Here is a 25,500-nt window from a genome sequence, read left to right on the forward strand (position 1 = left end):
CAACATACTCTTCGTTCGGCGCACATCGACGCGGGTTGCCGGGCATCATCGCAGCCCCGCAAGAGGGGCCGATTGGGCACTCATTTGCGGAATCTGGCCTCGTTCGGCATGGTCAGCGCGGCGACACCTTGCTCGTCGATCACGCGCGCAATGCGCAGACCCTTCTCTGTATTCGCTTCCAGCTCCGAGAGTGCATCGCGCGGCGTGATTGGGCTGTCGCCGAGTTTAAGATGCGGCATGTCCATCAGCGGAGCGGGCATGCTGGCGGTGAACGCCGCGAACCGCGCTAGCGCTGAGTTGCCGCTTTCGCCCCAGAAATCGACCAGTGACGTCTTGAGGGTCTTGCCCGCGGGATTGGTCGGCAGGGTACTGGCGAAGACGACGTATTCGGGAGTCTCGTACTTGGCCAGGTACTGCGCGCAGTGGTCGCGAATCTCATCCGCCGTTGCGATTTGGCCCGGCTTGAGCACCACCACCGCCTTCAGACGCTCCGAGAAGACATGATCGGGCACGCCCACCACGGCCGCGCGCAGCACCTTGGCGTGCAGGTAGAGCTTGTTCTCGACCTCGATGCAGTAGACGTTCTGGCCGCCGCGAACGACCATGTCCTTCTTGCGATCGAGCAGCCAGAGATAACCATCCTCGTCGATCTTTGCCCAATCACCAGACAGCACGAAACCGTCGCGTCGGAATACCTCGGCCGTCTTGCCAGGCTCCTCCCAATATCCGGCGTTGGTTTGCTGACCGCGATATGCGACTTCGCCGATCACGTTTGGCTCGCGCACCTCGTGGCCGTCATCGTCGAAGATCGCGATGTCGGTGTTCGGTGTTGCCAGACCGCAGCTCGTGATCTTGCGTATCGCGTCTTCGGTCGGCAGCGCAAAGCCGAGCGCTGTGCTCTCCGAAACAGAGCCGGCGTTCACCATGGCGACCGGCGCAAACTCGGAATTGAGCTGGTTGATAAAGGTTTCCGACGAGGCATGACCGCCGAAGATGATCTTCTTGAGCGTCGAGCAGTCGTGATTGCGAAATTCCGGATGGTTCATCATCATCCAGAGCATGATCGGCGCCGCCACGGCCCACGTGGCCCGTTCAGCTTCGATCAGCTTGATCGCGTCAAGCGGCGCGAACGCTGCCATGACCACGCATTTGCCGCCACTCAGCAGCGCGGGCAGGAAATCCGCGTAGACCGCGGTGTTGTGATACAATGGCGGCATGCACAGGTTAACGTCGTCCTCTCCGAGCCCCTTCGCGGCCACCACGACGTTCTGCGCACACCCAATCGCGTTGATGTGCATCGCCATCGTGCCTTTCGGCACACCCGTCGTTCCGGACGTGAACGAAATTGCGCATAGATCCCATTCATCGACGGGCCCGACCGGCACCCGATCGAAGCCCGGCTGGATGAGCTGCGAGAACGGAAGAGTCCCGGCCGGCGCCTCGTCACCGGTGGCGAACACCACCTCCACACTGTCCAGACCAGCCCGCAGCGGCTCCAGCTTGCCGCTCCAGACGTCGGGCGAGACCACGATTCCCCGGGCTCCAACCTTCTTGATCTGGGCCGCGAGCCCTTCTGCGGTAAGCCCGAGATTGACCGGCACCGCGACGCCGCCGAGTTGAATGACCGCCAGATAGCTAATCACGTACTCCGGGCATCCGGCCGTCAACAGGCAGAGCCTGTCACGCTTCCTGAAACCAAACTCGCGCTGCAATCGCGCAGCGGCAAGGTCGACCTGCGCCCCGACCTCGCGCCAAGTCATCCTTTGGCCGCCCGGATAGAAAACGTAGGCCTCACGATCGGGCCGGCGGGCAATATTGGCAGCCAGGCACTCCGAAATGCTGTGCGGCCGATCGCGATAGGCCCAAATCTCCGTGCCTTCCCACGCGATCCCGCGCCCAACCGGAGCTCTTATCTTGGTGACCTGCGCGGCAAGCTCCGGATAGCCATCACGCCACGACTTGCAGACGCCCAGCGCCAGCCCCTTGACTTCCCAGGCCCCCATTTTTCCTTCCTTTTCGACCAAGTCGGTTGTTCGCCGTCGTATGCCGGATGGCATCTGCCGGCCTACGTGTACCAAACAGTCGTTTGTTTGGTCAACTATCCTCGACGGCCTTCCCTCGGTCAGGTAAGACGATGGTCCATCCGAATTCCGAACGATGTCAGATGATTGCGAAAAGCCGACGCGCCCGTACCGCCGCCCAAACTCCACGCCCAAAGGCTCCACGCCGATCGCGCAGTGTCGACAAGCGGCAGGAGCTCCCGGACGACCGTCGCCAGATCCTCATCAACGAGGCTGCGCGGCTGTTCGGCAGCAAGGGTTACGAGAACACATCGATGCGGGACATCGCCGCGGCCGTTGGCATCTTGCCGGGCTCGCTGTACCATCACTTTCCATCCAAGGAGGATCTGTTCGTCGCGGTCTATTCATTCGCTGTAGCCCAATCGCTGGACGCGGTGAAAGCCGCCGTGGCGAGCCGTGCCGAACCATGGGCCCGTCTCGAGGCGGCCTGCATTGCGCATATGCAGGGCCTGCTGGATCAGAATCGCTTCGCCGCGGTGTTAGTCTCGCATCTCGCGAGGGATAGCATGCCGGAACAGGTCGTTCCCCTGCGAGACAGCTACGAGGCCTTGTTCAAGGAACTGATCGCGGAGCTTCAATTGCCGGCCGGAACCGACCTCCGCTTCTTTAGGCTCGCATTGCTCGGGTCGATGAACTGGGCGATCACCTGGTACCGGCCCGGTGGCGACACCCCGACAAGCATTGCGCGCAAGCTGTTGGGCGTCCTTCGCCGGGCGTGAAGGGCTTGCTCAGCGACGTCGAAGCTCCTGCGTGGTCTCGGCGACCAGTTCCTTGTGGCTCCCCGAGAGAGACGACAGACCGGCTGCACGGCATCTCGCAGGCATTGCCATGCTCTGCAGAATCTGCTTCGAGAGCGATCATTGGCTGCGCGAATCGGCAGCCCAGTACGTCGACACGGAGCTTGTGATAGCCATGAAGACGGCGCGGTCATTCTCGCGTTCCGGTGATCGTTCTGGCCCGAGTTCGGCGGCGCGCCAACCCAAGAGCTCACTTACGAGCCGGAGACGCAAAGGCGAACCCGACAAAGGTCCCACAGCAGCGACGTCCAAGTCCGAGCGGTCGCGAGACCTCATCCTGCACTCCGCGGCTCAGCTGTTTCGCCGCCAGGGATTTTCCGCCACGACGCTGCGCCAGATCGCAGCGAGGGCGAAGATCAAGGCCGGCAGTATCTACTATCACTTCGATTCCAAGGAGGAGATCCTCGACGAGGTGCTGGACCGCGGCCTCCGCCACGTCTTCGAGACGGTCAGGAACGCTGTCGAGCGGGCAGGGAAGGTATCGCATCGGCGCCGGATCGGCCTTGCGATCGAGGCTCATCTCGTCGCACTGCTCGAGACCAGTGACTTCACCTCGGCGAACATTCGAATCTACGGGCAATTGCCTGAACAGCTGAAGAAGCCGCACCGGCCGCTGCGACGTGCATACGCAGAATACTGGGACCAACTCTTCATCAATGCCCGGCGCGCCGGCGAGATCCGGGCCGACATGGAGGTGGTGCCGTTGCGCATGTTTGTGATTGGCGCACTGAACTGGACCATCGAGTGGTTCAGGCTGGAAAATCGGGACGCCGTGCTTGAGCTAGCCCATCGCACCGAGTTGCTGATCTTTGAGGGCGTTCGCCAGCCCTGACGTAAGTCACCTGCCGTGCCAGACCGGCTTGCGCTTTTCCGCAAACGCCTTCGGTCCTTCGATGGCATCGAGGCTTGCATAGGTTTCGACATGAAGCCGCTCGGCCTCGACCAGGCCTTGCGCAAGCCCCAGATCCATCGCAGCAAGCACGCTGGCCTTGGCTGCCTTGACCGACAACGGTGCACCCTCGACGATCTTTTGTGCCAATTCAGTCGCGCGCTCGCGGACGGCCTGCGGGGTGTCCTCGAGGGAGTTGACGAAACCGTGCTCGGCCAGCCGTTCGATTGGCACGGTCTCGCCAGTGAGAACCATCTCCATCAGCAGCGGCTGCGGTAGCATCCAAAGCATCGGTACCGCCCACGGAGACCCGCGCCCCATCTTCACCTCGGTTATCCCGGCACGGGCGCCGCGCAAGCCGACCCTCAGGTCACACTTCAGCGCAAGCATCATTCCGCCAGCCATCAGGGATCCGGTCATGGCGGCAATGATCGGCTTCGAGACCGTCCGCATCGCGTTCTGCATGGGATCACGCATCCGCGTGAGGATATCCACCCCGTCCCTCGCCCGGATCTCAGCAGCCTGCTTCAGATCCAGCCCCGCGCAGAAAACACCGCAGTCTGCGGACGTCAGGATGATCACGCGGACGGAGGGATCCGCCTCGGCCTTGTTCCACGCATCCGTCAGGCCATTCATCGCCTCAACCGAGAGCGCGTTCTTGCGCTCGGGACGATCGATGGTCACGGTCGCGATTCCATCCTCGACCGAATAGCGGACCTGCTCTTTGTCAGCCACGATATCTTCTTCCTTGAATTCTAACATTTGTTAGAATACATCGCCGGACGCCAAATGCAAGAAGATGGCGCAGCTCTTGAAGCAGGAGGAAACAAGATGACGTATCTCTGGACGCCCCCCGCGGAACTCGTGGAGAAGAGCAACCTGAGCGCGTTCCTTCGCGCCACCGGACAGCACGACTACGATACGCTGGCGGCCAAGGCGAACACCGATCCGGCGTGGCTGGTGGAGGAAGTGTTCAAGTTCTGCGACGTTCGCTTCTATCGCAGCCCCGACAAGATTCTGGATCTTGCGCGAGGCGAGCCCTGGGCGCGCTGGTGCGTCGGCGGGACCACGAACATCGTCCTCAATTGCATCGACAAGCACCGCAGCACGGCAGTTTGGAACCAGCCTTTTCTCGTCTGGGAAGGCGAAGACAAGCGCGACCAGCGGCAATTGAGCTATGGCGAGTTTGCCGACGCCGTCGGACGGCTGGCCACCGGCCTCTCCAAGCTTGGAATCGGCAAAGGCGACGTCGTCGCCATCTACATGCCGAACCTGCCGGAAACCTTCGTGGCCTTCTTTGCAATCCTGAAGATCGGCGCGATCGTGATGCCGTTGTTCTCGGGCTTTGGCCCCGACCCGATCCGGTCGCGGCTCAACCACGGCGAGGCGAAGGCGGTCATCACCGCGAACGGCACCTGGCGCCGCGGCGTTCCGGCACCGCTGAAATCGGTTCTCGACGAGGCGCTGGAGACGGCGCCGAGCGTCCGGCACGTGATCGTGGCCAACCGCGGCGGCCTCGGCATCGACACGCCCATGCACGCCGGACGAGACCACTGGTGGGACGATATCGCCCGGGACGGCGCTGACCTACCGACCGCAGAGATGGACGCCGAGGATCCCGCCATCCTGCTCTACACCTCGGGCACGACAGGCGAACCGAAGGGCTGCGTGTGGACGCATATCAGTTTCATCGGCTCGATGGTCACGCGGGACATGATCATCTGCGGCGACTTCAAGCCGACCGATCTGTTCTTCTTCTTCAGTGATATGGGATGGATGGTAGGCGCCATGTGCGCCTGCATCCCAAGCTTCGCCGGCGGCAGGCTGCTGGTGGCGGAGGGCACGCCGGATTATCCCGACACGGGCCGCTTCTGGCGCCTGATCGCTGAGCACAAGGTCACCTATCTTGGCGTGTCGCCGACCATCGTGCGCGGGATGATGCGATACGGCGAGGAGGTCGAGACATACGACCTCTCGAGCCTGCGGATCACCGCTTCGGGCGGCGAGGCCTGGACTGAGACGCCGTGGCGATGGTTCTTCGAGCACGTCTGCAAGTCGGAGATCCCGATCATCAACATCTCCGGCGGCACCGAAGTCGGCGGCTGTATTTTCACCGGCACGCCGAACCACCCGATGAACCCGTGCTCGTTCTCCCGGCCGGCGCTCGGGGTCGGAGCTGATATCGTCGACATGGCGGGTAACCGCGTCGGCGACGGCGAGGTCGGCGAGCTCGTCATGCGGCACGCATCGATCGGGCTTACCAAGAGCTTGTGGAAGGCCGATCAGCGCTATCTCGAGAGCTACTGGAGTACGATCCCCGGGATCTGGATGCATGGCGATTTTGCCATGCGCGGCAAGGACGGCCTCTACTACATTCTCGGCCGCTCGGACGACACTATCAAGATCTCGGGAAAGCGCGTCGGCCCAGCCGAGCTGGAAGGTGTCCTGACCGCGACCGGCAAGGTTGCGGAAGCCGCAGTCTTCAGCATCCCTCATCCGGTAAAGGGCTCGGCGATCGTGTGCGCCTGCGTGCCGAGCGCAGGACTTGAGGAGTCCCACGTCCTGTCCGAAGAACTGTCGCAGGCACTGGTGCACGGTATGGGCGCTTCGTACCGCCCGGAAAGGGTTCTGCTTGTCAACGATCTGCCGAGGACGCGCAACATGAAGATCATGCGCCGCGTGCTCCGCGCCGTGTTCGAGGACAAGAATCCCGGCGATCTGTCGGCGCTCGCCAACCCCGAGGCCATCGCGCATATCCGGCTTAGGCTCAAGGGCTAGCGCCCCCCAGCGTTCGCTACGCGAAGCGGTTGCCGCTTCGCGTAGCGACCAACGTCAAAGCGACCGATCGGATCAGTTGTCTTGACGCGAACCGATCGCGACTAGATCGGGCAATCCTTCGGGAATGAGGGCTTGCGCTTCTCCAGGTGAGAGGCCAATCCCTCGCGCGCCTCATTGCCGGCAAAGCCAAGGATTTCAAGCGCGGTCGACGTGTCGAACAGTGGCCCATTGACGCGAAGCCAGTTGTTCAGCGCGTATTTGGTCCAGCGGATCGCGCTCTGCGCACCGGTGGCGAGATCCTGCGCTGTCTCAAGCGCGATCTTCTGGAGCTCCGCATCGTCCACGCAGAGTGAAACCAGCCCGATCCGCTCGGCCTCCTCGCCCGACAGCGGCTTGCACGTGAGCAGATAGTACTTCGCTTTCGCCAATCCGCAGAGCAGCGGCCAGATGATGCAGGCGACGTCGCCCGCCGCGACGCCGAGCCGCGTGTGTCCATCGACGATCCGCGCTGATTTGCCGCAAATCGACACATCGGCGAGAATCCCCACGACCAGCCCGGCTCCCACGGCAACGCCGTTGATGGCCGAGATGATCGGCTTGTTGCAGTTGATGACGTTGTAGACGAGATCCTTCGCCTCCTTCCAGGTGGCCATCCGCGCCGCCGGATTGTCGAGCAGCGACTTGATCAGCTCGAAATCACCGCCGGCGGAGAACGCCTTTCCCGCGCCCGTGACGATCACGGCGTTGATGTCGGGATCGCTGTCGATGTCGCGCCAGACGTGGGTAAGCTGCGTATGGGTCTCCGCGTCGACGGAATTATACGTCTCGGGACGATCGAAGGTGATCCTCAGGATGCGTTCGGCCGGATAGTCGAGCTTCAGCCTGGTGTAGGCGGCGTATCGATTAGACATGTTGATCTTCCCGCTGTTGGCGCATAAGAAGCGCTATCAAATATTTCTAACAGATGTTAGATTTTGTCGTCCACCGGTGCAAGCGCCGCGTTCGGAACAAGATTGTCGGAAGGCAGCGCTCGAGGAAACGTCCATGGTCACCGAGTTCAATCCCCCAATTGGCGCCGTGTCGGGTATTGGAACCGTCGGTGCGCTGTTTGGCGCCTGCGCCGAGCTGCATGCCGGAAGGATCGCGATCGAACACCGCGACCGGTGCATGACTTATGGTGAGCTGCTCGACCGGGTCCGGCGCCTGACCGCCGCACTGGCCGCGCGGGGTTTGCGGCGGGGTGACCGCGTTGGCCTCTTGTCGCGAAACCGTCCGGAATATCTCGAGATCGAGCTGGCGGCGGCCAATCTGGGGATCATTACGGCCTGCCTTAACTGGCGATTGTCGGACCGCGAACTCGCCCATTGCATCGAGCTGGTGTCACCCAAGCTGCTGGTGATCGAAGGCGATCTCGCGGCAAACCTCCCGCCGGCCGCCAGGGCCCACCCGATCCTGGAGATCGGGCCTCAGTATGAAAGCGAGCTTGCGCGGCTGGATGGCCGCGCTCCCCCGTCCGTGGCACAGCCCGAAGACGGACTCGTCATTCTCTACACCAGCGGAACGACCGGCCTGCCGAAGGGCGCCGTCATTTCCCACCGCGCGATGGTGATGCGCGCATTGGTATTCTCGTCCGAGCTCGGCATCGCGCCGCACGATACATTCGTCGCATGGACGCCCCTGTTCCACATGGCCTCGACCGATCACGCGTTGGCCACACTGCTGCGCGGCGGAACGGTCATTGTGGTCGATGGGTTCCAGCTGGAGCCGCTGCTGACGGCCGTATCGCGGCACGACATCGGCTGGCTGGTGCTGATCCCCGGCATGGTCGAGGCCTTCGTCGACGGCCTCAAGACGCAACGTACTAAAGTAAAGGGCGTGAAGGTCTGCGGAGCCATGGCGGATCTTGTACCCCTGCACGCCATCGCCGCAGTGACCGAGCTGCTCGGTGCCCCCTATCTCAACAGCTTCGGTTCGACCGAGACGGGCCTGCCGCCGGCGACCAGGGCGTTGATCGCTCCGGGAGACGTGCCGACCACCCTGTCCAAGCGGCAGAACGCGTTCTGCGAGATCAAATTGGTCGATCCATCCGACAACGAGGTCGCGGCCAGCGAGCCCGGCGAGTTGGCCATCCGCAGCCCCACGCTGTTCTCCGGCTATTGGCAGGCCGACGAGACCAACGCGCACGACTTCCGCGGCGGCTGGTTTCACATGGGCGACGTGTTCAGGCGCAACCAGGACGGATCGCTCGATTTCGTCGACCGCGCCAAGTACCTGATCAAGTCGGGCGGCGAGAACATCTATCCCGCCGAGATCGAGCGCGTGCTGCTGGGCGACGAGCGGATCACGGAAGTCGCGGTCGTGCGCACTCCTGACGCGAAGTGGGGAGAGGCACCGGTCGCCTTTGTCGCTTGCCGCGAGGATGCCAGGCTCTCGGAGGCCGAGCTCGCCGATTTGTGCCGCCGCGAACTGGCCGGCTACAAGCGGCCGCGCGAATTCCGCTTCATCGCGTTTAGCGAATTTCCCCGCTCCACGAGCGGCAAGGTCCAACGCCACGAACTCGAACGTCTCTTGAAGGCTTCAACATGAGCGACACCAGTCTTCGAGGAAAGGTCGCCGTCATCGGCATCGGACTATCGGCGGTCGGCAAGGTGCCGGGCCGCAGCCCGCTATCGCTTGCGACTGAGGCCGCCAGGAACGCGCTTGCCGATGCCGGAATCGACAAGAGCGAAGTGGACGGCGTCCTCTCGAGCCACGCTTTCGCGTCTCCGTTCCACCGCTTCAGCGTCGCATTCAGCGAATATTTCGGGATCCGCCCGACCTTTTCCAACACGCTGCAGGTGTCCGGCGCCACGGCGGCGACGATGTTCAGCATAGGCGCCGCTGCCATTCACGGCGGCCTTGCCAAGGTCGTGCTGGTTGTCGCGGCTGACAGTCTTCTGACCGGACTGACGCCTGACCTCGCACTGCGCTCGCTCACTGAGAGCCGGGATCAGCAGTACGAGATGCCGTTCGGCATCCCCGTCGCCAACACCTTCGCCATGACCGCACACCGGCACATGAAGGAATTCGGCACCACGCCAGAGCAACTCGCGGAGGTCGCGGTCGTGCAGAGGCGGCACGCCGCGCGGACTCCAGGCGCACAACAGACCACCCCGATCACGGTCGAGGACGTGCTGGCCTCACCGATGGTCACGACGCCTTACCACAAGCTCGACTGTTCATTGATTTCGGACGGCGGAGCGGCGTTCGTCCTCGTCTCCGCCGAACATGCGCAGGCGCTCGGCATCGAGGAGCCGGTCTACATCCTCGGCTGCGGCGAGTGTTACACCCATGAGCACATCTTCTTGATGCCGTCCCTCACCACGACGGGCGCAGTCGAATCCAGTCAGCGGGCCTACGCCATGGCCGGTTACCGGCCGGCGGACATGGATGTCGCCGGCATCTACGACTGCTTCACCGGAACGGTGATCATGATGCTCGAGGACCTCGGCTTCTGTCGCAAGGGAGAAGGCGGACCGTTTGTCGCCGACGGACAGATGACCTATGGCGGCAAGATCCCCTCCAACACCCACGGCGGCCTCCTATCATTTGCCCATTCCGGAATGCCTGGCTCCCTGTTCCACTTCCATGAGGTGATCGCGCAGCTGCGCGGCCAGTGCGGCGACCGGCAGGTCGAGGGCGCGCAGCTTGGGTTGGTCCACAGCCTCGGCGCAGGGTTTGCGACCAACGCCAGCACCATTCTGGGCACACGGGAGGCCTTGTGATGTCGCAGGAAAACGCCGTCCGAAAACCCCTCCCTGCGCCGGACGCCGACACGGCTGCGTTCTGGCGCGGCCTGCAGCAGGGAAGGCTGCTGTTACAGCATTGCCGCAGATGCCGACACGTGCAGTACTATCAGCAGGCGACGTGCCGTCAGTGCGGCAGCGAGGAGCTCGATCATCAGCCGGCAAGTGGCCGCGGCAAGGTCCATTCCTTCAGCGTGGTGCATCGCGCGCCGGGCCCGGCCTTCAAGGCGGACGTTCCCTACGCAGTGTTGCTCGTCGAGCTTGCGGAAGGGCCGCGGATGATCAGCACCTTGACGGGAAGCAGCCCGGAGGACGTCACCTTCGACATGGATGTCGAGCTGACCTTCGAGAGCGTCTCCGAAGACATCACGCTGCCGCGATTCCGGAAAGCCTAAACACTTGCATGAACTCCTCTTACATCGCCGCGCGACCAATTCTAACAGTTGTTAGATTTATGACAGGATGACCGACGGATGGATTTCAAACCGACCCGCAGACAGGCGCACCTTTGGATGCCGAAGGGCGCGCTGAGCTGCAGAGCAATCCGCAATAACATTGGCAAGCCGTCGATCGGCTCGCCGAACAGCCAGGGACACGCGCAATGGCAATCATGAAATCGGACGTCGTCACCTCGCGTGAGGAATACGCGCGCAACCGCGACGCCTACTCCGAGCGCATTGCCGATCTTCGGCGACGCAGGACCGCGGCTGCGATCGGCGGACCCGAACGGGCACGCAAGCTCCACAAGGAGCGCGACCAGCTCTTGCCGCGCGAGCGGATCGCGGCCCTGGTCGATCCCGGATCACCGTTCCTCGAGTTCTGTCAGCTCGCCGGTGAAGGCCTGTATGACGGCGTACCGCCCGGCGGCAGCATCATCACCGGCGTGGGGATGATCTCCGGCCGCCCGTGCATGATCATCGCCAACGAGCCCACCGTGAAGGGAGGGACGTATTACGGCATCACCTGCAAGAAGCACGTCCGCGCCCAGCGCTTCGCCTGGCAGCACCGGCTTCCCTGCGTGACCATGGTCCAGTCGGGAGGTGCCAACCTGCCCGATCAACCCAACATCTTCCCCGACGACGGCCAGTTCGGCTCGATCTTCTACAACCAGGTCCGGATGTCCGCCGAAGGCATCCCGCAGATCGCGATCGTGCACGGTCCTTCGACCGCCGGCGGCGCCTACATACCCGCGCTTTGCGATGAGACCGTCATCGTCCGAAATCAGGGCGCCATGTTCCTGGGCGGCCCGCAGCTCGTCTACGCGGCCACGCGGGAGGAAGTCGGCATCGAGGCGCTCGGCGGCGGCGAGATGCACAGCCGCGTCAGCGGTGTCACCGATCATCTCGCCGAGAACGACGCGCACGCGATCGCCATCACACGCGAGATCGTGGCCAATCTCGGCGAGATCCCAAAGCAGACCTGGACCATCGGCCCGATACGCGATCCCCTGTTCGATCCGGCCGAGATCTACGGCCTGATCAGCGCGGATCCCCGCGTCCCCACCAACAATCGCGAGATCCTGGCCCGTCTCGTCGATGGCAGCGAATTCCATGAGTTCAAGCCGCTCTACGGCGACACCCTGATCACCGGCTTCGCACGCATCATGGGCTTCGAGATCGGCATCCTCTGCAACAACGGCGTGCTGTTCTCCGAGAGCGCGCTGAAGGCGACGCACTTCATCGAGCTGTGCTGCAAGCGCGACGTTCCGCTGCTGTTCATGGCCGACGTCACCGGCTTCATGGTCGGCCGCGAGGCCGAGGAAGGCGGCATCACCAAGAACGGGGCGAAGATGGTGACGGCGATGGCGAGCGCCAACGTGCCGAAATACACGCTGATCATCGGAAACGCCTACGGCGCCGGATATCTCGCGATGTGCGGCCGCGCATTCCGGCCGAACGCCATGATGATGTGGCCCAATGCCCGTTCCGCGATCATGGGTCCCGACCAGGCCGCAACCACGCTCGCGATGGTTCGCGATGAAGTGCACAAGCGCGAGGGCACGACGTGGACGGACGCCGAACGCGAGGCCTACATGGCGCCGACCCGGCAGACCTTCGAAGCCTTCGCCAATGCCTACAATTTCGCCCGCAACACCTGGTGCGACATGGTGATCGACCCGCTCGAAACCCGCAGCGTGATGGCGTTGCTGCTCGACCTTGCCGGCAGGATCCCGCACCAGCGCACCGATTTCGGCGTGTTCCGGATGTAGACGCAGGAGATCCACCGTGTTCAAGAAGATCCTGATCGCCAACCGAGGCGAAATCGCCTGCCGTATCGCCCGCACCTGCCGACGTCTTGGCGTTGCGGTGGCTGGCGTCCATTCCACCGCGGATGCCGACGCCCTGCACGTCAAGACCATTGGCGAATCCATCGAGATCGGCGCCGCGCCGGCCTCGGAGAGCTATCTGCGGATTGATGCCGTGATCGCCGCCGCCAAGGCCACCGGCGCCGAGGCGATCCACCCGGGCTTCGGCTTCCTCGCCGAAAACGCAGCCTTCGCCCGTGCGGTCGAGGCGGCCGGCCTTGTCTTCATCGGACCTACCCCGGAGACGATCGAACGGCTCGGCGACAAGGCATCCGCGAAACGTGAGGCAGTCGCTGCCGACGTTCCGACCGTGCCCGGCAGCAAGGTTCCGAGCCAAGACCCCGCCGAAATCGAACACGCAATCCGCCAGATCGAACTGCCCGTCATGTTGAAGGCAGCCGCGGGCGGTGGCGGCAAGGGCATGCGGGCCATCTCGTCTCTCGACGGACTGCGCGACCAGATCGAGTCGGCGATGCGCGAGGCAAAGAATGCCTTTGGCGACGCAGGGCTCATCGTCGAAAAGCTGATCCAGCGCGGCCGGCACCTCGAAGTGCAAATCGCCGGAGACGGCAACGGTAACGTTATTCATCTGTTCGAGCGCGAATGCTCGCTCCAGCGACGTCACCAGAAGCTGATCGAGGAGGCTCCCGCCGCCAACCTGTCGCCCGGGCTACGTCAGCGCATCCTTGATGACGCCGTCCGGCTCGGACGCCGTCTCAACTATCGCGGCGTCGGCACCGTCGAATTCATCGTCAGCGGCACTGACTATTACTTCCTCGAGGTCAATCCCCGCCTCCAGGTCGAGCATCCCGTGACCGAAATGGTGACGGGCATTGATGTCGTCGAGACCATGCTCCGCATCGCCGCCGGTGAAGGCTTGCCGATTGCGCAGGAGGACGTCGCCTGCCGCGGGCACGCCGTCGAAGCTCGCATCTGCGCCGAGGATCCGAATGATGGATTCCTGCCCTCCACCGGCGATCTCGCTTACGTCTGCTTTCCCCGCAGCGACGTCCGGGTCGAGACCGGCATCGAGACCGGCTCGACCGTTACGCCCTATTACGACTCGATGCTGGCCAAGCTGATTGCGCATGCCGGGACCCGCGATGAGGCGCTCGACCGGCTTCGCTGCGCGCTGGACGAGACCTCGATCTTCGGGGTCACCACCAATCGCGAGTTTCTCGGACGGCTGATCGCGCTGCCCGCGACCCGAAGCGCTACGTTCCATACCCGCCTGATCGATGAAGAAATCGACGCACTGGTGGACCGGACCGATGGCCTCGACGCGGGAGCGCTGGCGCTGGGAGCCTGTTTCTGGATGATCCGCCAGCGCCAGACCCTGTCCGAAGGCCCGTGGCGATCCAGCGGGTTGACCGGCTGGCACATGGGAATCGGGGGCGACGGGATGTCGCCGATCCCCATCCTACACCTCGAGAGCGCCGGGGCTAGCGCAGAAATCCGCTTTGCTCCGCTGCAGCCTGACGGTTCGATGCTGATCGGCGTCAACGACGACCGGATTGCGGTGAAGCTTTCGCCGATCGAGGACGACAAGTTTGTCGCCGAGATAGGCTCACAACGCGAGACCGTGCGCATCCGCCAGAAAGACAACGCCATCTTCGTACACGATCCACGTCGCGCGCATACGATGACTGCCATCCCCTATCTCAGGTACATCAGCACGAGTGCCGAGATCAGCGGCGAGCTGCGCGCTCCGATGACGGGCATGGTGTTGAAGGTCAATGTCGCCGTCGGCTCCCGCGTGAAGGCGGGCGATGCGACCGTCGTCATGGAATCCATGAAGATGGAGCTCCGTATCGCCAGCGAGGTGGATGGCATCGTGACCGCGGTTCACTTCAAGCCTGGCGAAACCGTCGAGCGAAACGCCGTTGTAGCCGTTGTCGAACCGGATGCGGTCCCGCAATGACCGGTCTTCAGGACAATTCGGGGATGAACATGTTGCGATTGGGAAGCGTGAACTACGAGGTCCGAGGCAAGATCGCGGTCTTGACGCTCGACGAGCCGAACAAACTTAATGCACTGACGATCGGCATCCGTGCAGGCATTCTCGAAGGCCTGAAGCGCGCCGATCACGACGACCAGATTCGCGTGACCGTGATCACCGGCGCCGGCGGCAAGGCATTCTGTGCGGGCGCCGATATCGGCAACTTCGATTTTGATCCGGAGAAGGCACGCGCGTTCTTCATCGAAGCCATGAATGTTCTCACCGCCCCCGAGCGTGCTCTCAAGCCGGTGATATCCGCGGTCAACGGAATTGCCTTTGGCGGCGGCTTCGAGCTTGCGATCGCATCCGACTTCATCATCGCAGCGGAGAGTGCCCGCTTTGCCGTTCCGGAAATCAAGCTCGGGATATTGCCGGGTTTCGCCATCGTACGCCTGGGTGACATCGTCGGACGCGCGAAGGCCAAGGAAATGAGCATGCTCGGCGATCCCGTCGGCGCCGAGGAGGCATGTCGCCTCGGCATCGTGTCCCGCGTGGTTCCCGACGACGCGCTACTTGCCGAAGCACTTGCGTTCGCGGACCGCATTGCATCGCAACCCCGCCTCGCCGTGCAGATGGCAAAATCGTTCTACAACCGAGGTCTCGGGGGCGACGAGATGCGCCATGCAATCGATGGCTTCCCGTTCCTGCTGACGCATGCAGATGCACGTGAAGGCATCGCTGCATTTCGTGAAAAGCGCGCGCCGCGATTCGACAAGAAGTAGCCGTAACACCTGCCCCTATCGCAACCATCGTCGCCACGTGCCCGCGTGGCGAGCGACACCACTGTCCAACAACAAAACGAGGGAGAACACGTGAAGAAGCATTTCCTGGCCCTGGCCATCGTGGCGGCGACCGCATCCACAGCCTCCGCGCAGATCTCGAATGATGTCGTCCGGATTGGCGTCCTGACCGACCTTTCGAGCTGGGGACGCGACAACAGCGGCCCCGGCTCGGTCGAGGCGGCCAAAATGGCCGTTGAGGAGTTTGGCCCGATGGTGCTCGGCAAGCCCATCGAGATCGTCAGCGCCGACCACCAGATGAAGACCGACGTCGGCTTGCAGATCGTCCGCGACTGGTTCGACAACGGCAAGGTCGATGCTGTCGCCGACATTCCGAACTCGGGAATCGCGATCGCCGTTCACAACATGGTCAGGGAGCGCAACAAGATCGCGCTACTCTCCGGACCGGGCGCGAGTTCGCTGACAGACGAACTCTGCAGTCCCAATACCGTTCACTTCGCCTACGACACCTATGCGCTCTCGAAGGTAACGGCATCCGCGGTCATCAACCAGGGCGGAAAGTCCTGGTTCTTCGTCACCGCCGATTACGCCTTCGGCCAGCAGCTCGAGAAGGATGCAACGCGCTTCATCAAGGAACTCGACGGCAAGGTTCTTGGCAACGTGCGGCACCCGACCAACACGGCCGATTTCTCGTCATTCGTCCTGCAGGCGCAGAACTCCAAGGCAGATGTGGTGGCATTCGCCAATGCCGGCCAGGACACCGACAACGCCATCAAGCAATCCGGCGAGTTCGGCCTGGTCCGGGGCGGCCAGAAGCTCGTCGGGCTGCTAATGTTCGACACCGACGTGCACGCGGTCGGCCTGCAGGCCGCGCAAGGCACCTACATGACGACGGCTTCCTACTGGAACATGGACGAAAAGACGCGGGCATGGTCGAAGGCATTCTTTGCCAGAACCAAGGTGATGCCGACGATGATCCACACCGGTGTCTACGGCTCGGTCCTGCATTATCTCAAGGCGATCCGGGCGGCCGGCACCGACGACCCGGCCGCGGTGATGGCCAAGATGCGCGAACTACCGATCGACGACGCATTCGTACATGGCGGCAAGCTCCGCGAGGATGGTCGAGTCGTCCGCGACATGTATCTTGCGCGCGTGAAGAAGCCGTCCGAGTCCAAAGAGCCGTGGGATTACCTTGAGATCGTGAAGACGATCAAGGGCGAGGACGCGTATCGGCCCGTCAGCGAATCCAAATGCGCACTTTTGAAGAAGTGAGTCGATTGAGGTCTGGCAAGCGAGGCAACGGCCGACGCCCATGATTGAGGCACGGACGACCTCCGGCTCGACAAGCAGTTGTCCGGCGCCATTGGAGCTTGGTTCCAGCCGCAGCCAAATGAACGCGACGCTTGGTGGCGCATTGGGCACGATCTCGGGCCTGATGCGGCGCAGCCGAGAAGACTTCCATTCGCATTGATCCCAACTCGGACCGCCAGCCGCATTGGCGCGGCGTATAGCCGTAATGGACACCAAGCACGATCTGATTTGTGGCCCATGACTATGCGGCCAACCGATACTCGTTGTCTACGCCATCGGAAACTCTCTTCAGGAAGCGAGCCAAAGTGGCATTTCGTGAATCACGATCCAACGCGTAGGCGGTCTGCTTGAATTCGATGCCGTCAAGCAGCCCTTGAATGTAACTCGAGATCGTGTCCGCGGCCATGATGAGCGCCGTGTCGTGCCTGCCTCGACGGCATAGGTGTGACCGAGACCCGGGTCTTTCCGGCCATGATGTCCTTGAGGACCTTGTGGATGTCGGCTTTGGTGAGATCCTTGATCCTTCGCATTTTTCGGATGGGCACGTTATCTTGCTCCCAAGGCAAAGGTCACACGTTCGAATCGTGTCGGGTGCGCCATTTCCGCCTCACCGCCGACCAATCGTGCCCTTGCTGCGGCTTACGGGATTCTTGCCGCAACGTTGGGACGGTTCTTCTCGAGCCAGGCGACAGCCTCGGGTTCATCGACGACGCACTCGAAGGTTTCCCAGGTTGGGTCCTCCAGAGATTCCAATTGCAGTCGCTTCGCCGCATACTCAACGAGATCGTGCAAGCGTTCGTATCCTTGTCGGTGCTCGAGGGAATCTGCAATTGCGGTGCTGGTCCATCCTCGTTGAGCCAAATCGATAATGCTCGGAGCGTCAGCCTCGTTGAACCAGGGTGTGGCATCGAACTCGATGCAGCGGACGTTGTCCGCGGTATGGCAAGTGGCGCGGATCATTGGATTCCTCCATTCGCCGGCTATCAACCTGCGCAAGCATTGCGCTTCTCACATCGCTGCCTCGCAGCTCTCAGGCTCTGACCAGGTCCGCGAGCAGATTCGCCGCCACCGTCAGCTTGGCGAGGGTCATGCCACTGGCAGCGATCTCCTCGACCGAGCGGCGGATACGCGTCGCTTCGGGGTGAGCCGCGAGCCAGGTCTCGATGGCCTCCTGGCCAGACTGGCCGGTTGCGAGCATGTCCGCGGCCAGTCTCCTTTCAGCGCCAGCGATCTGCTCAACGGCGCGGTCAATGGCCATGCGTTCGAAATAATCGTTGGCCGGCACCTTGCGAGCTGCGGCGATGATGCGGTCGAGACGGAAATTCGCCTCGGCGGCGTAGAAGGTCGCGGCGGCGTCGCCGATCGGACGCGTGGTGCGCTCGGCAACCGTCACGATGTCGGGTGCCGAGTCCAGAGCGTCGAGATCGGCGAGCTCGCCGGCGAGGCCGGCCGGGACACCGGCGTCGGCGAGTTCCTGCCGGCGCTTGACGCGCGCTGCCTGCAAGTCCGGCGGCAGGGCGGTGTCGAGCCCGGCGACGATCTGGCGGATAGCCGGGCCGAAGCGCGCGACGACGGCCTCCAGTCCGTCCTTGAAATCGACATTGCGCACATACCAGACCATGCGGGAGAGCAGGAGGTCCTGCACCGAAGCGTAGAGAGACAGCTGCAGCTGCCCATCAATGCAGGCGTCGAGTGCATCGATCGCATCATTGAGCCACTTCAGTCCGTAGCATTCATCGACCGCCACATAGGCCATGACGATGGTCGAGACATCGGCGTCGGTCTCGTCGATCAGGCGCACCACACAGGCCGGGCCACCGCGATTGATCACCGCATTGGCGAGACTGGTCGCGATGATCTCCCGCCGCAGCCGATGCAATTCGGTCGCGCCCGGGAATTTGTCCTGAATCGCGCGCGGAAAATACTGAGATAGTTCGCGGGCAAGATAGGGATCATCGGGCACGCCGGTGACGAGCAGGTCATCGTAGAGGGTCAGCTTGGCGTAGGCGAGCAACACGGCAAGCTCGGGCCGCGTCAGGAATTGGCCGCGCCGTGTGCGCTCGGTGAGCGCGGCGTCGTCGGGCAGGAACTCCACCGCACGGCTGAGCAAGCCGCGTAGTTCGAGCGACTGCATCAGGCGGGTGAGGAAGCCGGTCTCTGCCACACCCTTGCGCTCGGCCAGCGAGAGCGCCAGCGTCTGCAGATAGTTATTGCGCAGCACCAAGGCGCCGACCTCCTCGGTCATCGCGGCAAGCAGGCTGTTGCGGTCAGCCGGGCTGAGGCGTCCCTCGCGCTCGGGGCGCGCCAGCGCGACCTTGATATTGACCTCGACATCGGACGTGTTCACGCCGGCCGAATTGTCGATGGCATCGGTGTTGAGCTTGACGCCCTTCTGCGCCGCTTCGATGCGGCCGCGCTGGGTAACGCCGAGGTTGGCCCCTTCGCCGATCACCCGGGCGCGCACGTCGCCGCCCGCGATGCGGATCGGATCGTTGGCGCGGTCCCCGGCCTGATCGTCGGTCTCCGCGGACGAGCGGATGTAGGTGCCGATGCCGCCAAACCACAGGAGGTCCGCGCGAGCCTTCAGGATCGCCGTCATGACCTCGAAAGGCGTGGCTTGCGGCTTGTCGAGATCGAGCAGCGCGCGCACTTCCGGCGCGAGCGGAATCGCCTTGAGCGAGCGCGAGAACACGCCGCCGCCCTGCGAGATCAGCGACTTGTTGTAGTCCTGCCAGCTCGATCGCGGCAGATCGAACAGCCGCTTGCGCTCGGCGAAGCTGGTCAATGGATCGGGCGAAGGATCGATGAAGATGTCGCGATGATCGAAAGCCGCCACAAGCCTTGTCGCCGGCGAGAGCAGCATACCATTGCCGAAGACGTCGCCCGACATGTCGCCCACGCCAACCGCGGTGAACGGCATGGTCTGAATGTCGGTACCGAGCTCGCGGAAGTGACGCTTGACCGCCTCCCAGGCGCCGCGCGCCGTGATCCCCATCTTCTTGTGATCGTAGCCCTGGCTGCCACCGGATGCGAAGGCATCGCCGAGCCAGTGGTTCTTCTCGGCCGAGATCGCGTTGGCGACGTCGGAGAAGGTGGCGGTGCCCTTGTCGGCAGCAACGACGAGGTAGGGGTCATCGCCGTCGTAACGCACGGTGGATTCGGGCGGCACGACGACGTCACCGTCGAGATTGTCGGTGAGCTCGAGCAGCGAGCGAACGAAGATGCGATAGGCTTCGGTGCCCTCCGCGAGCCAGGCGTCGCGATTGGAAGGTGGCGGCAGGCGCTTGGGTACGAAGCCGCCCTTGGCGCCGACCGGCACGATCACGGCGTTCTTGACCTGCTGCGCCTTCACCAGGCCGAGGATCTCGGTGCGGAAATCCTGCGGCCGGTCGGACCAGCGCAAGCCGCCGCGCGCAACCTTGCCGAAGCGCAGGTGAATACCTTCGACACGAGGCGAATAGACGAAGATCTCGTAGAGAGGCCGTGGAGCGGGCAAGTCATCGATCCGGCGCGCCTCGAACTTGAAGGAGATCACCGGGCGCGGATGTCCGTTCTCGCCGATCTGCCACAGATTGGTGCGAACGGTCGCCTGCACCAGATTGGTGAAGCGGCGCAGAATGCGGTCTTCATCGAGCGAGGCGACGGATTTGAGCTGCTCCTCGATCTCGGCAAGCAAAGCCGTCTCGCACGCCGAGCGCTCGGCATCTGTCAGGACGAGGCGCGGATCGAGGCGGGTCTGGAACAGCGCGACCAGGGTGGCTGTGATCGCGGCGTTCTTGCGCAAGGTCTGCCACATGTAGTCCTGGGTGAACGGAGCGCGGATCTGGTGCAAATAGCGCGACAACGCCCGGATGGTCGAGACTTCCCGCCAGCTCAGGGCGGTGCGCAGGATCAGGCCGTTATATCCGTCGGATTCGGCGCGATCGGTGACCACCGCCATGATCGAGGCTTCGAGGCGATGGCTGAATTCCGGGGTGATCTCGATGGGCTGGCCGTCACTGGTCTCGATCGTCATGTCGTGCAGCCACACCGGTTCCGGCCGGTTACCGGGCGTGATCTGGTAAGTGCGTTCATTGACAACGCGCAGGCCGTGATTCTCGATCACCGGCACGCGATAGGACAGCGACAGCGGTACGGCGTCCGAGAATACCTTAAGACCGAAGTGTCTCGGATCGTCACCTGCGATGTGGTAAACCGAAATCGTCACCGGGCGGGCTGGCGTCAGCTTTTCGACAGTCGTGATATCGGTGATCGCCTGTTCCGCGCCAAATACCTCGGTATAGCCGCCGCTAAAGGCCCGTGCATACCGGTTGGCGATCATGCGTGCTCGCATGCCGTCGGTCGACGCGGTGAGCGCTGCCTTCAGCTTGTCCGCCCAGGTCGCGGCAATGGCGCCGATCCCGGCTTCTAGCGTGGCGTGGTCGACGACGGGCGTTTTGCCTTCATAGCGCCCGACGATGAAGTGGACGCGCGCAAGCGCGCCTTCAGGGAATGATACGTAGGAAGCGGACAGGGTCCCCTTGAAGACCTGCGACAGGAAGGCTCCGACGCGCGTGCGGACGTCGGTGTCGTATTTGTCGCGCGGAATGAAGGTGAGGATGGAGACGAAGCGATCGAACTTGTCCACCCGCACCAGCGCCCGGACGCGCGGGCGCTCGTAGAGAAGCAGGATCTCGATGACGAAATTGTAGAGTGTGTCGACGTCGATCTGGAACAAGTCGTCACGCGGATAATCTTCGAGAATATGCATGAGCGCCTTGCCGGAATGGCCGTTCGGATCGAAGCCCGCGCGCTGCAGCACTCGCGAAATCTTGAGGCGCACATAGGGGATCTGCCGTGCCGAACGGGTGTAGGCGCCCGAGGTGAAGAGGCCGACGACGCGCAGTTCGCCTTCGAGCCGGCCGTCGGGCGAATAGAGCTTGATGCCTACATAATCCATCCGGATGCGGCGATGGACCCGGCTGCTGACATTGGCCTTGATGACGATCAGCAGGGTCGGCTCGTGCATGAACTCCCGAATTTCCGGCGACATCACTACCATGTCGTTGCCGCGGCGCAGAACCTTCACGTCCGGATCGCGTAGGATTCCGAGGCCTTCGCCGGTAGTGATGTCGTCCGACGCTTCGCTGTCGGGCGAGAAGCGATACTCGCGCACGCCGAGGAACGTGAAATTGTCCGCGCAGAGCCATTGCAGGAACTGATTGGCTTCGGCGACCTCGTCGATCGGCAGCGGCGGCGGATTTGAAGAGAACGTCTTGATCGCTTCCTCGACGCGGTCACGCATGCCGCGCCAGTCCGCGACACAGGCGCGGACATCGCTCAACGTTCTGGTCAGGCCGTCGATCAGCTTCTGGCGATCGGCATCGGCGTCCAGGCGGGTGATGTGGAGATGAATCAGGCTTTCGCGCGCGCCCTTGGCTCCCTCCGGCAAAGCTTCCCCGTAGAACCGCAGCAGCTTGCCCTCATCATCGCGATCCACGGCGATGATCGGGTGAGCAACGAGGCTGACTTCGATGCCCTGCTCGGCGAGCTCCGCCATGGTGGAATCGAACAGGAAAGGCATATTGTCGTTGAGAATTTCGAGCACGGAAATCTCGCGGCCGTTCGGCAATGTCGGGTTGACGACGCGGATATCGGCGCTGCCGGCCGTGCGCCGCTGGACGTGCTCCCAAGCCTGCTCCGCCAGGAGCGCAAGCGAGGCGGCATCGTAATTGGCGAGATCCTCGATGTTGGTGTAGCCGAACAACGGCTCGGCAAAGGCCCGGGGGCTGTTGCCCGCTGGCACGCTGCCCGCTGCGTCGCGGATCAGGGTTGCCCGGGCCTTGTCGTCGCGCCACGCCATAATGTCCTCCATTTGCCGTGCCGTCCGATCGCAACCGCGATCATCAGCTTGATTCTGGAGTGCATCCCTTCGAGCCCGGTATCGAAGCTTCGACGGCTTCCGATGACAATACACGATCCCGCAGCGAAAGGTGCACGCCGTCGTGAAGCGCGCTGAATTTCCCAAAGACAGCGGGTGGGACCGAAGTCGACACCGACGGCGATCGAACGCTTAGGATAGGAAATCACATGTAATTTCAATTATATATGTGCTCGTTGGTTGTCCTGAATGGTGTGCCACTTCTTCTTTCTGCCCGCCCGTTGTCCGGCCATGGTGCCGGCCGGTCTGCCGGTTTCCGGCAGACCGGCCTCGCCTCAATGATGAGCCGACACGCTCTTCATGTATTCGGACATGAGATCGGCACCGGCAAAGTGGCCCACATCCCCCAGGCTGATCATGCCGACCATTCGCTTGCTCTTGTTGATCACAGGCAGCCTGCGGATCTTCAGCGTTTCCATGTGATGCACCGCTTTCGCCAGATCGTCGTCTTCCCGGCAGCAGTGGATGCCTTCGGTCATCACATCGCGCGCCGTGGTGCGCGCGGAGTTGAAGTCCTTGCTCGCAAGACCTTTACAGACGAGGTCGCGATCCGTCACCATCCCGATCAGACGATCGTCTTGTCCGATCGGAATGCAACCGACATCGTGCCCTTGCATCAATTTTGCGACTTCAGTGATCGGGGTATCGGGGCTGACCCAATCGACACCCTTGTGCATCACATCCTTGACCTTCATGGAGGACCTCCCTTGCAAGGCAGCAGCCCCCTCGCAGGCAACTATACAACAGATCGAGTGTGACCGCATGCGTCCTGCGCCTTGGTCAATTTGGCCGTCGCGCCAGACCCAAGTTCCTGGCCTTGTCCAGGTTACGGGCCTCTGCCAGCGCGGCCGCGCTCGGCAAGACGGCCGACGCAAGGTCGGTCTCGGTGAAGTCGACGCCGGCGAGATTGGCGCCGGAGAGGTCGGCTCCCGCAAGGTCAGCCTTGTTGAGGTTGCAGTTCGCCAGGTTCGCGTTCTGCAACTGCGCGAATTCGAGATCGGCGCGCGCGAGATTGGCGCCGCTCAGATCCGCATTCCGGAGGTCGGCGGATTTGAGCACGCCCCGCATCAGGCCCATCGATTGGTTGCGCATATCGGCGCTCAAATCCGCACCGGCGAGCTTCGCCCCGATCAGGCTGGCACCGGATAGATCGGCGGTGATGCGAGCGCCGCTCAAATCGGCGCCGCCAAGCTTGGCGCGCTGCATCTGCGTGCCGAGCAGCGATGCCTTGACGAAGGACGCCCCCGTCAGATCTGCGTCGATGAGCCACGCCTGGTTCAGCACGGCCCGATCGAAGCGCGCGGCTTTCAGATTGGTCCGGTTGAGCTTGACGAGATGAAGGTTGCCGCCGGAGAAGTCGAGGCCCGAGAGATCGAGGCGCGACAGTCGCTTTCCCTCCAAATCCACGGAATGTCGGTCTCCTTGAGGCGCGGCCTTGAGGAGCGCGTCGACCTCGGCGCGCGTCATCTCCGACGTCGTCATTTCCGGACTATCGAGGTCGACGCTGCTCAACATGTCTTGCGACATGGCGGCAGTCGGATCAACGAGCAGCGCCGCCATCGATACAAAAGCAAACGCGAGACGAAGCCGCATCGCCGTCTTTCCGCTATTAAGGTATCGCTTCTCGCATCTTCGCGCCGGCCCCCGTGGGGATGTGCTTCCGGCGCCGGAGTATGGAACCGGATCACAATCCTGGCAATGCTCGTGACCGTTTCATGCGAAGGCGCCTCGATTGGCGGTACAGAACCCCAGCCCGCGCCCTTCATCGCGTCGCGCGACCAACATCAAGATGAATAGCCACCGCTGCATCGGCCACCCCTATTGGCGCGGACCTAGCGATAGTCCTTGTTGTTGATCACCTCGCTGACGGCCGCCTGGGTGCGTGCGATGTCGCCGCGCAGCTTGAGAAGCTCGGGGGTCGCATAGCCGGACGCCCTGGCGGTCAGATCGAAGTCCGTATCGCCGGCGGAGGCCTTGCCGGCCTGGCCTGCGGCATTCTCCTGTTTTCGTTCGAGCCGCTCGGCTCATGCTATTCCAACATTGAACCCACATGATCGCGTTCCATCCTGACACCGAGCTGACTCGCATTCGCTGTCGTTAACGATTCCGTCGACGCGCGATCTCGAAATCACGGAGTCAGCACAAACATTCACAACGGGTTCATGTCGCCGCCACTATTCACTCCAACGCTGGGGGAAGAAGATTGGAGTATGTGCCATGCGCCGCATCGCCGGACTGCCTTTCGCTCTTGCTCTCAGCCTCTGCTGTCTCTCTCCGCCCAACGCTGCACGCGCGCAGCTCGCCATCGGCATTGGCATCAGCGTCGATGCAGCACCACCGCCCTTGCCTGTCTACGAGCAGCCGCCGATCCCAGGTGACGGCTACATCTGGACTCCCGGCTATTGGGCGTGGAGCGACGATATCGGTTACTACTGGGTTCCCGGCACGTGGGTGCTTCCGCCCGCACCTGCATTGCTATGGACACCCGCCTACTGGGGCTGGACCGATGGCGTCTATGGGTTCCACGCCGGCTATTGGGGAGCGACCGTCGGCTTCTACGGCGGCATCTCTTATGGCTTCGGCTACACCGGCGTCGGCTATGAGGGCGGCTACTGGCGCGGCGGCAGCTTCTTCTACAACAGCTCCGTCAACAACATCTCCAACGTCTCAGTCACCAACGTCTACAACAAGACCGTCATCAACAACACGACCAACGTCAGCTACAATGGCGGCACCGGCGGCACCACGGCGAGGCCGACGCCGCAGCAGGTCGCCGCCGCGAACGAGCACCACGTGGCTGCGACCGCCGAGCAGACCCGGCACGCGGAAGCGGCGATGAAGAATCCGGCGCTGACGCTCGCCAACAACCATGGTCATCCGGCGGTCGCCGCG

General features: G+C 62.9%; 18 protein-coding genes, 1 tRNA gene and 1 pseudogene. 12 read left to right on the forward strand and 8 right to left on the reverse strand.

All coding sequences use genetic code 11. The annotated features are described in order from the left end of the window. Positions 1–80 precede the first annotated feature (80 nt). Complete coding sequence (locus H8A92_RS19400; protein ID WP_229197246.1) at positions 81–2,024, reverse strand: class I adenylate-forming enzyme family protein; 1,944 nt, start codon at positions 2,022–2,024, stop codon at positions 81–83. A gap of 140 nt (positions 2,025–2,164) precedes the next feature. On the opposite strand from H8A92_RS19400, the gene H8A92_RS19405 reads away from it, so the two are divergent. Both H8A92_RS19405 and H8A92_RS19410 read left to right on the forward strand, forming a co-directional pair. Continuing rightward, on the forward strand, positions 2,165–2,800 hold the full coding sequence (locus tag H8A92_RS19405; protein WP_229197247.1) for a TetR/AcrR family transcriptional regulator: 636 nt from the start codon (positions 2,165–2,167) through the stop codon (positions 2,798–2,800). Between the two features lie 109 nt (positions 2,801–2,909). After that, the gene (locus H8A92_RS19410; protein WP_229197248.1) at positions 2,910–3,710 is read left to right on the forward strand and encodes a TetR/AcrR family transcriptional regulator; all 801 of its coding nucleotides are present in this window, start codon (positions 2,910–2,912) and stop codon (positions 3,708–3,710) included. Between the two features lie 6 nt (positions 3,711–3,716). Here H8A92_RS19410 and H8A92_RS19415 read toward each other — a convergent pair whose 3' ends face one another. Then, the gene (locus H8A92_RS19415; protein ID WP_229197249.1) at positions 3,717–4,529 is read right to left on the reverse strand and encodes an enoyl-CoA hydratase/isomerase family protein; all 813 of its coding nucleotides are present in this window, start codon (positions 4,527–4,529) and stop codon (positions 3,717–3,719) included. Between the two features lie 69 nt (positions 4,530–4,598). On the opposite strand from H8A92_RS19415, the gene H8A92_RS19420 reads away from it, so the two are divergent. After that, positions 4,599–6,545: an AMP-binding protein gene (locus tag H8A92_RS19420; protein WP_229197250.1), complete on the forward strand. Its 1,947-nt coding sequence runs from the start codon at positions 4,599–4,601 to the stop codon at positions 6,543–6,545. A 101-nt stretch (positions 6,546–6,646) separates the two neighbouring features. Here the strand turns inward: H8A92_RS19420 and H8A92_RS19425 are convergent, their stop codons facing one another. After that, a complete protein-coding gene (locus H8A92_RS19425; RefSeq protein ID WP_229197251.1) occupies positions 6,647–7,456 on the reverse strand; it encodes an enoyl-CoA hydratase/isomerase family protein in 810 nt (269 codons plus the stop codon). Between the two features lies 1 nt (position 7,457). On the opposite strand from H8A92_RS19425, the gene H8A92_RS19430 reads away from it, so the two are divergent. From H8A92_RS19430 to H8A92_RS19460, 7 genes are all read left to right on the forward strand, one after another. After that, the gene (locus H8A92_RS19430; RefSeq protein WP_229197252.1) at positions 7,458–9,131 is read left to right on the forward strand and encodes a class I adenylate-forming enzyme family protein; all 1,674 of its coding nucleotides are present in this window, start codon (positions 7,458–7,460) and stop codon (positions 9,129–9,131) included. Continuing rightward, complete coding sequence (locus tag H8A92_RS19435) at positions 9,128–10,309, forward strand: thiolase C-terminal domain-containing protein (RefSeq protein ID WP_229197253.1); 1,182 nt, start codon at positions 9,128–9,130, stop codon at positions 10,307–10,309. Before H8A92_RS19430 ends, H8A92_RS19435 begins: the two co-directional genes overlap by 4 nt. After that, positions 10,309–10,725: a Zn-ribbon domain-containing OB-fold protein gene (locus tag H8A92_RS19440; RefSeq protein WP_229197254.1), complete on the forward strand. Its 417-nt coding sequence runs from the start codon at positions 10,309–10,311 to the stop codon at positions 10,723–10,725. Before H8A92_RS19435 ends, H8A92_RS19440 begins: the two co-directional genes overlap by 1 nt. Before the next feature lie 206 nt (positions 10,726–10,931). Further along, a complete protein-coding gene (locus H8A92_RS19445) occupies positions 10,932–12,539 on the forward strand; it encodes a carboxyl transferase domain-containing protein (protein ID WP_229197255.1) in 1,608 nt (535 codons plus the stop codon). A gap of 16 nt (positions 12,540–12,555) precedes the next feature. Then, on the forward strand, positions 12,556–14,556 hold the full coding sequence (locus tag H8A92_RS19450) for an acetyl/propionyl/methylcrotonyl-CoA carboxylase subunit alpha (RefSeq protein ID WP_229197256.1): 2,001 nt from the start codon (positions 12,556–12,558) through the stop codon (positions 14,554–14,556). A 29-nt stretch (positions 14,557–14,585) separates the two neighbouring features. Then, positions 14,586–15,356, forward strand: a complete 771-nt coding sequence (locus H8A92_RS19455; RefSeq protein ID WP_274613409.1) for an enoyl-CoA hydratase/isomerase family protein — start codon at positions 14,586–14,588, stop codon at positions 15,354–15,356. A 90-nt stretch (positions 15,357–15,446) separates the two neighbouring features. Beyond that, the gene (locus H8A92_RS19460; protein ID WP_229197258.1) at positions 15,447–16,649 is read left to right on the forward strand and encodes an ABC transporter substrate-binding protein; all 1,203 of its coding nucleotides are present in this window, start codon (positions 15,447–15,449) and stop codon (positions 16,647–16,649) included. A 280-nt stretch (positions 16,650–16,929) separates the two neighbouring features. On the opposite strand, the pseudogene H8A92_RS19465 reads toward H8A92_RS19460, so the two are convergent. Next, positions 16,930–17,109: pseudogene (locus H8A92_RS19465) on the reverse strand (integrase); the annotation flags it as partial. A 63-nt stretch (positions 17,110–17,172) separates the two neighbouring features. Here H8A92_RS19465 and H8A92_RS19470 point away from each other — a divergent pair. After that, positions 17,173–17,287 (forward strand) — tRNA-OTHER (locus H8A92_RS19470). 40 nt (positions 17,288–17,327) lie between these two features. Here the strand turns inward: H8A92_RS19470 and H8A92_RS19475 are convergent. The 4 genes from H8A92_RS19475 to H8A92_RS19490 form a co-directional block, all read right to left on the reverse strand. Further along, entirely contained in the window at positions 17,328–17,648 is a 321-nt protein-coding gene (locus H8A92_RS19475) for a hypothetical protein (protein ID WP_229197259.1), read from the reverse strand. A 70-nt stretch (positions 17,649–17,718) separates the two neighbouring features. Further along, positions 17,719–22,542, reverse strand: coding sequence for an NAD-glutamate dehydrogenase (locus tag H8A92_RS19480; RefSeq protein ID WP_229197260.1), 4,824 nt, complete (start codon positions 22,540–22,542; stop codon positions 17,719–17,721). A gap of 341 nt (positions 22,543–22,883) precedes the next feature. Beyond that, positions 22,884–23,303, reverse strand: coding sequence for a CBS domain-containing protein (locus H8A92_RS19485; RefSeq protein WP_229197261.1), 420 nt, complete (start codon positions 23,301–23,303; stop codon positions 22,884–22,886). Between the two features lie 85 nt (positions 23,304–23,388). After that, on the reverse strand, positions 23,389–24,201 hold the full coding sequence (locus tag H8A92_RS19490) for a pentapeptide repeat-containing protein (RefSeq protein ID WP_229197262.1): 813 nt from the start codon (positions 24,199–24,201) through the stop codon (positions 23,389–23,391). Positions 24,202–24,825: 624 nt separating this feature from the next. On the opposite strand from H8A92_RS19490, the gene H8A92_RS19495 reads away from it, so the two are divergent. Further along, positions 24,826–25,500 (forward strand): YXWGXW repeat-containing protein (locus tag H8A92_RS19495; RefSeq protein ID WP_229197263.1); only part of this gene is annotated, 675 nt, incomplete at its 3' end.

The sequence above is a fragment of the Bradyrhizobium acaciae genome (assembly GCF_020889785.1).
GTDB lineage: Bacteria > Pseudomonadota > Alphaproteobacteria > Rhizobiales > Xanthobacteraceae > Bradyrhizobium > Bradyrhizobium acaciae.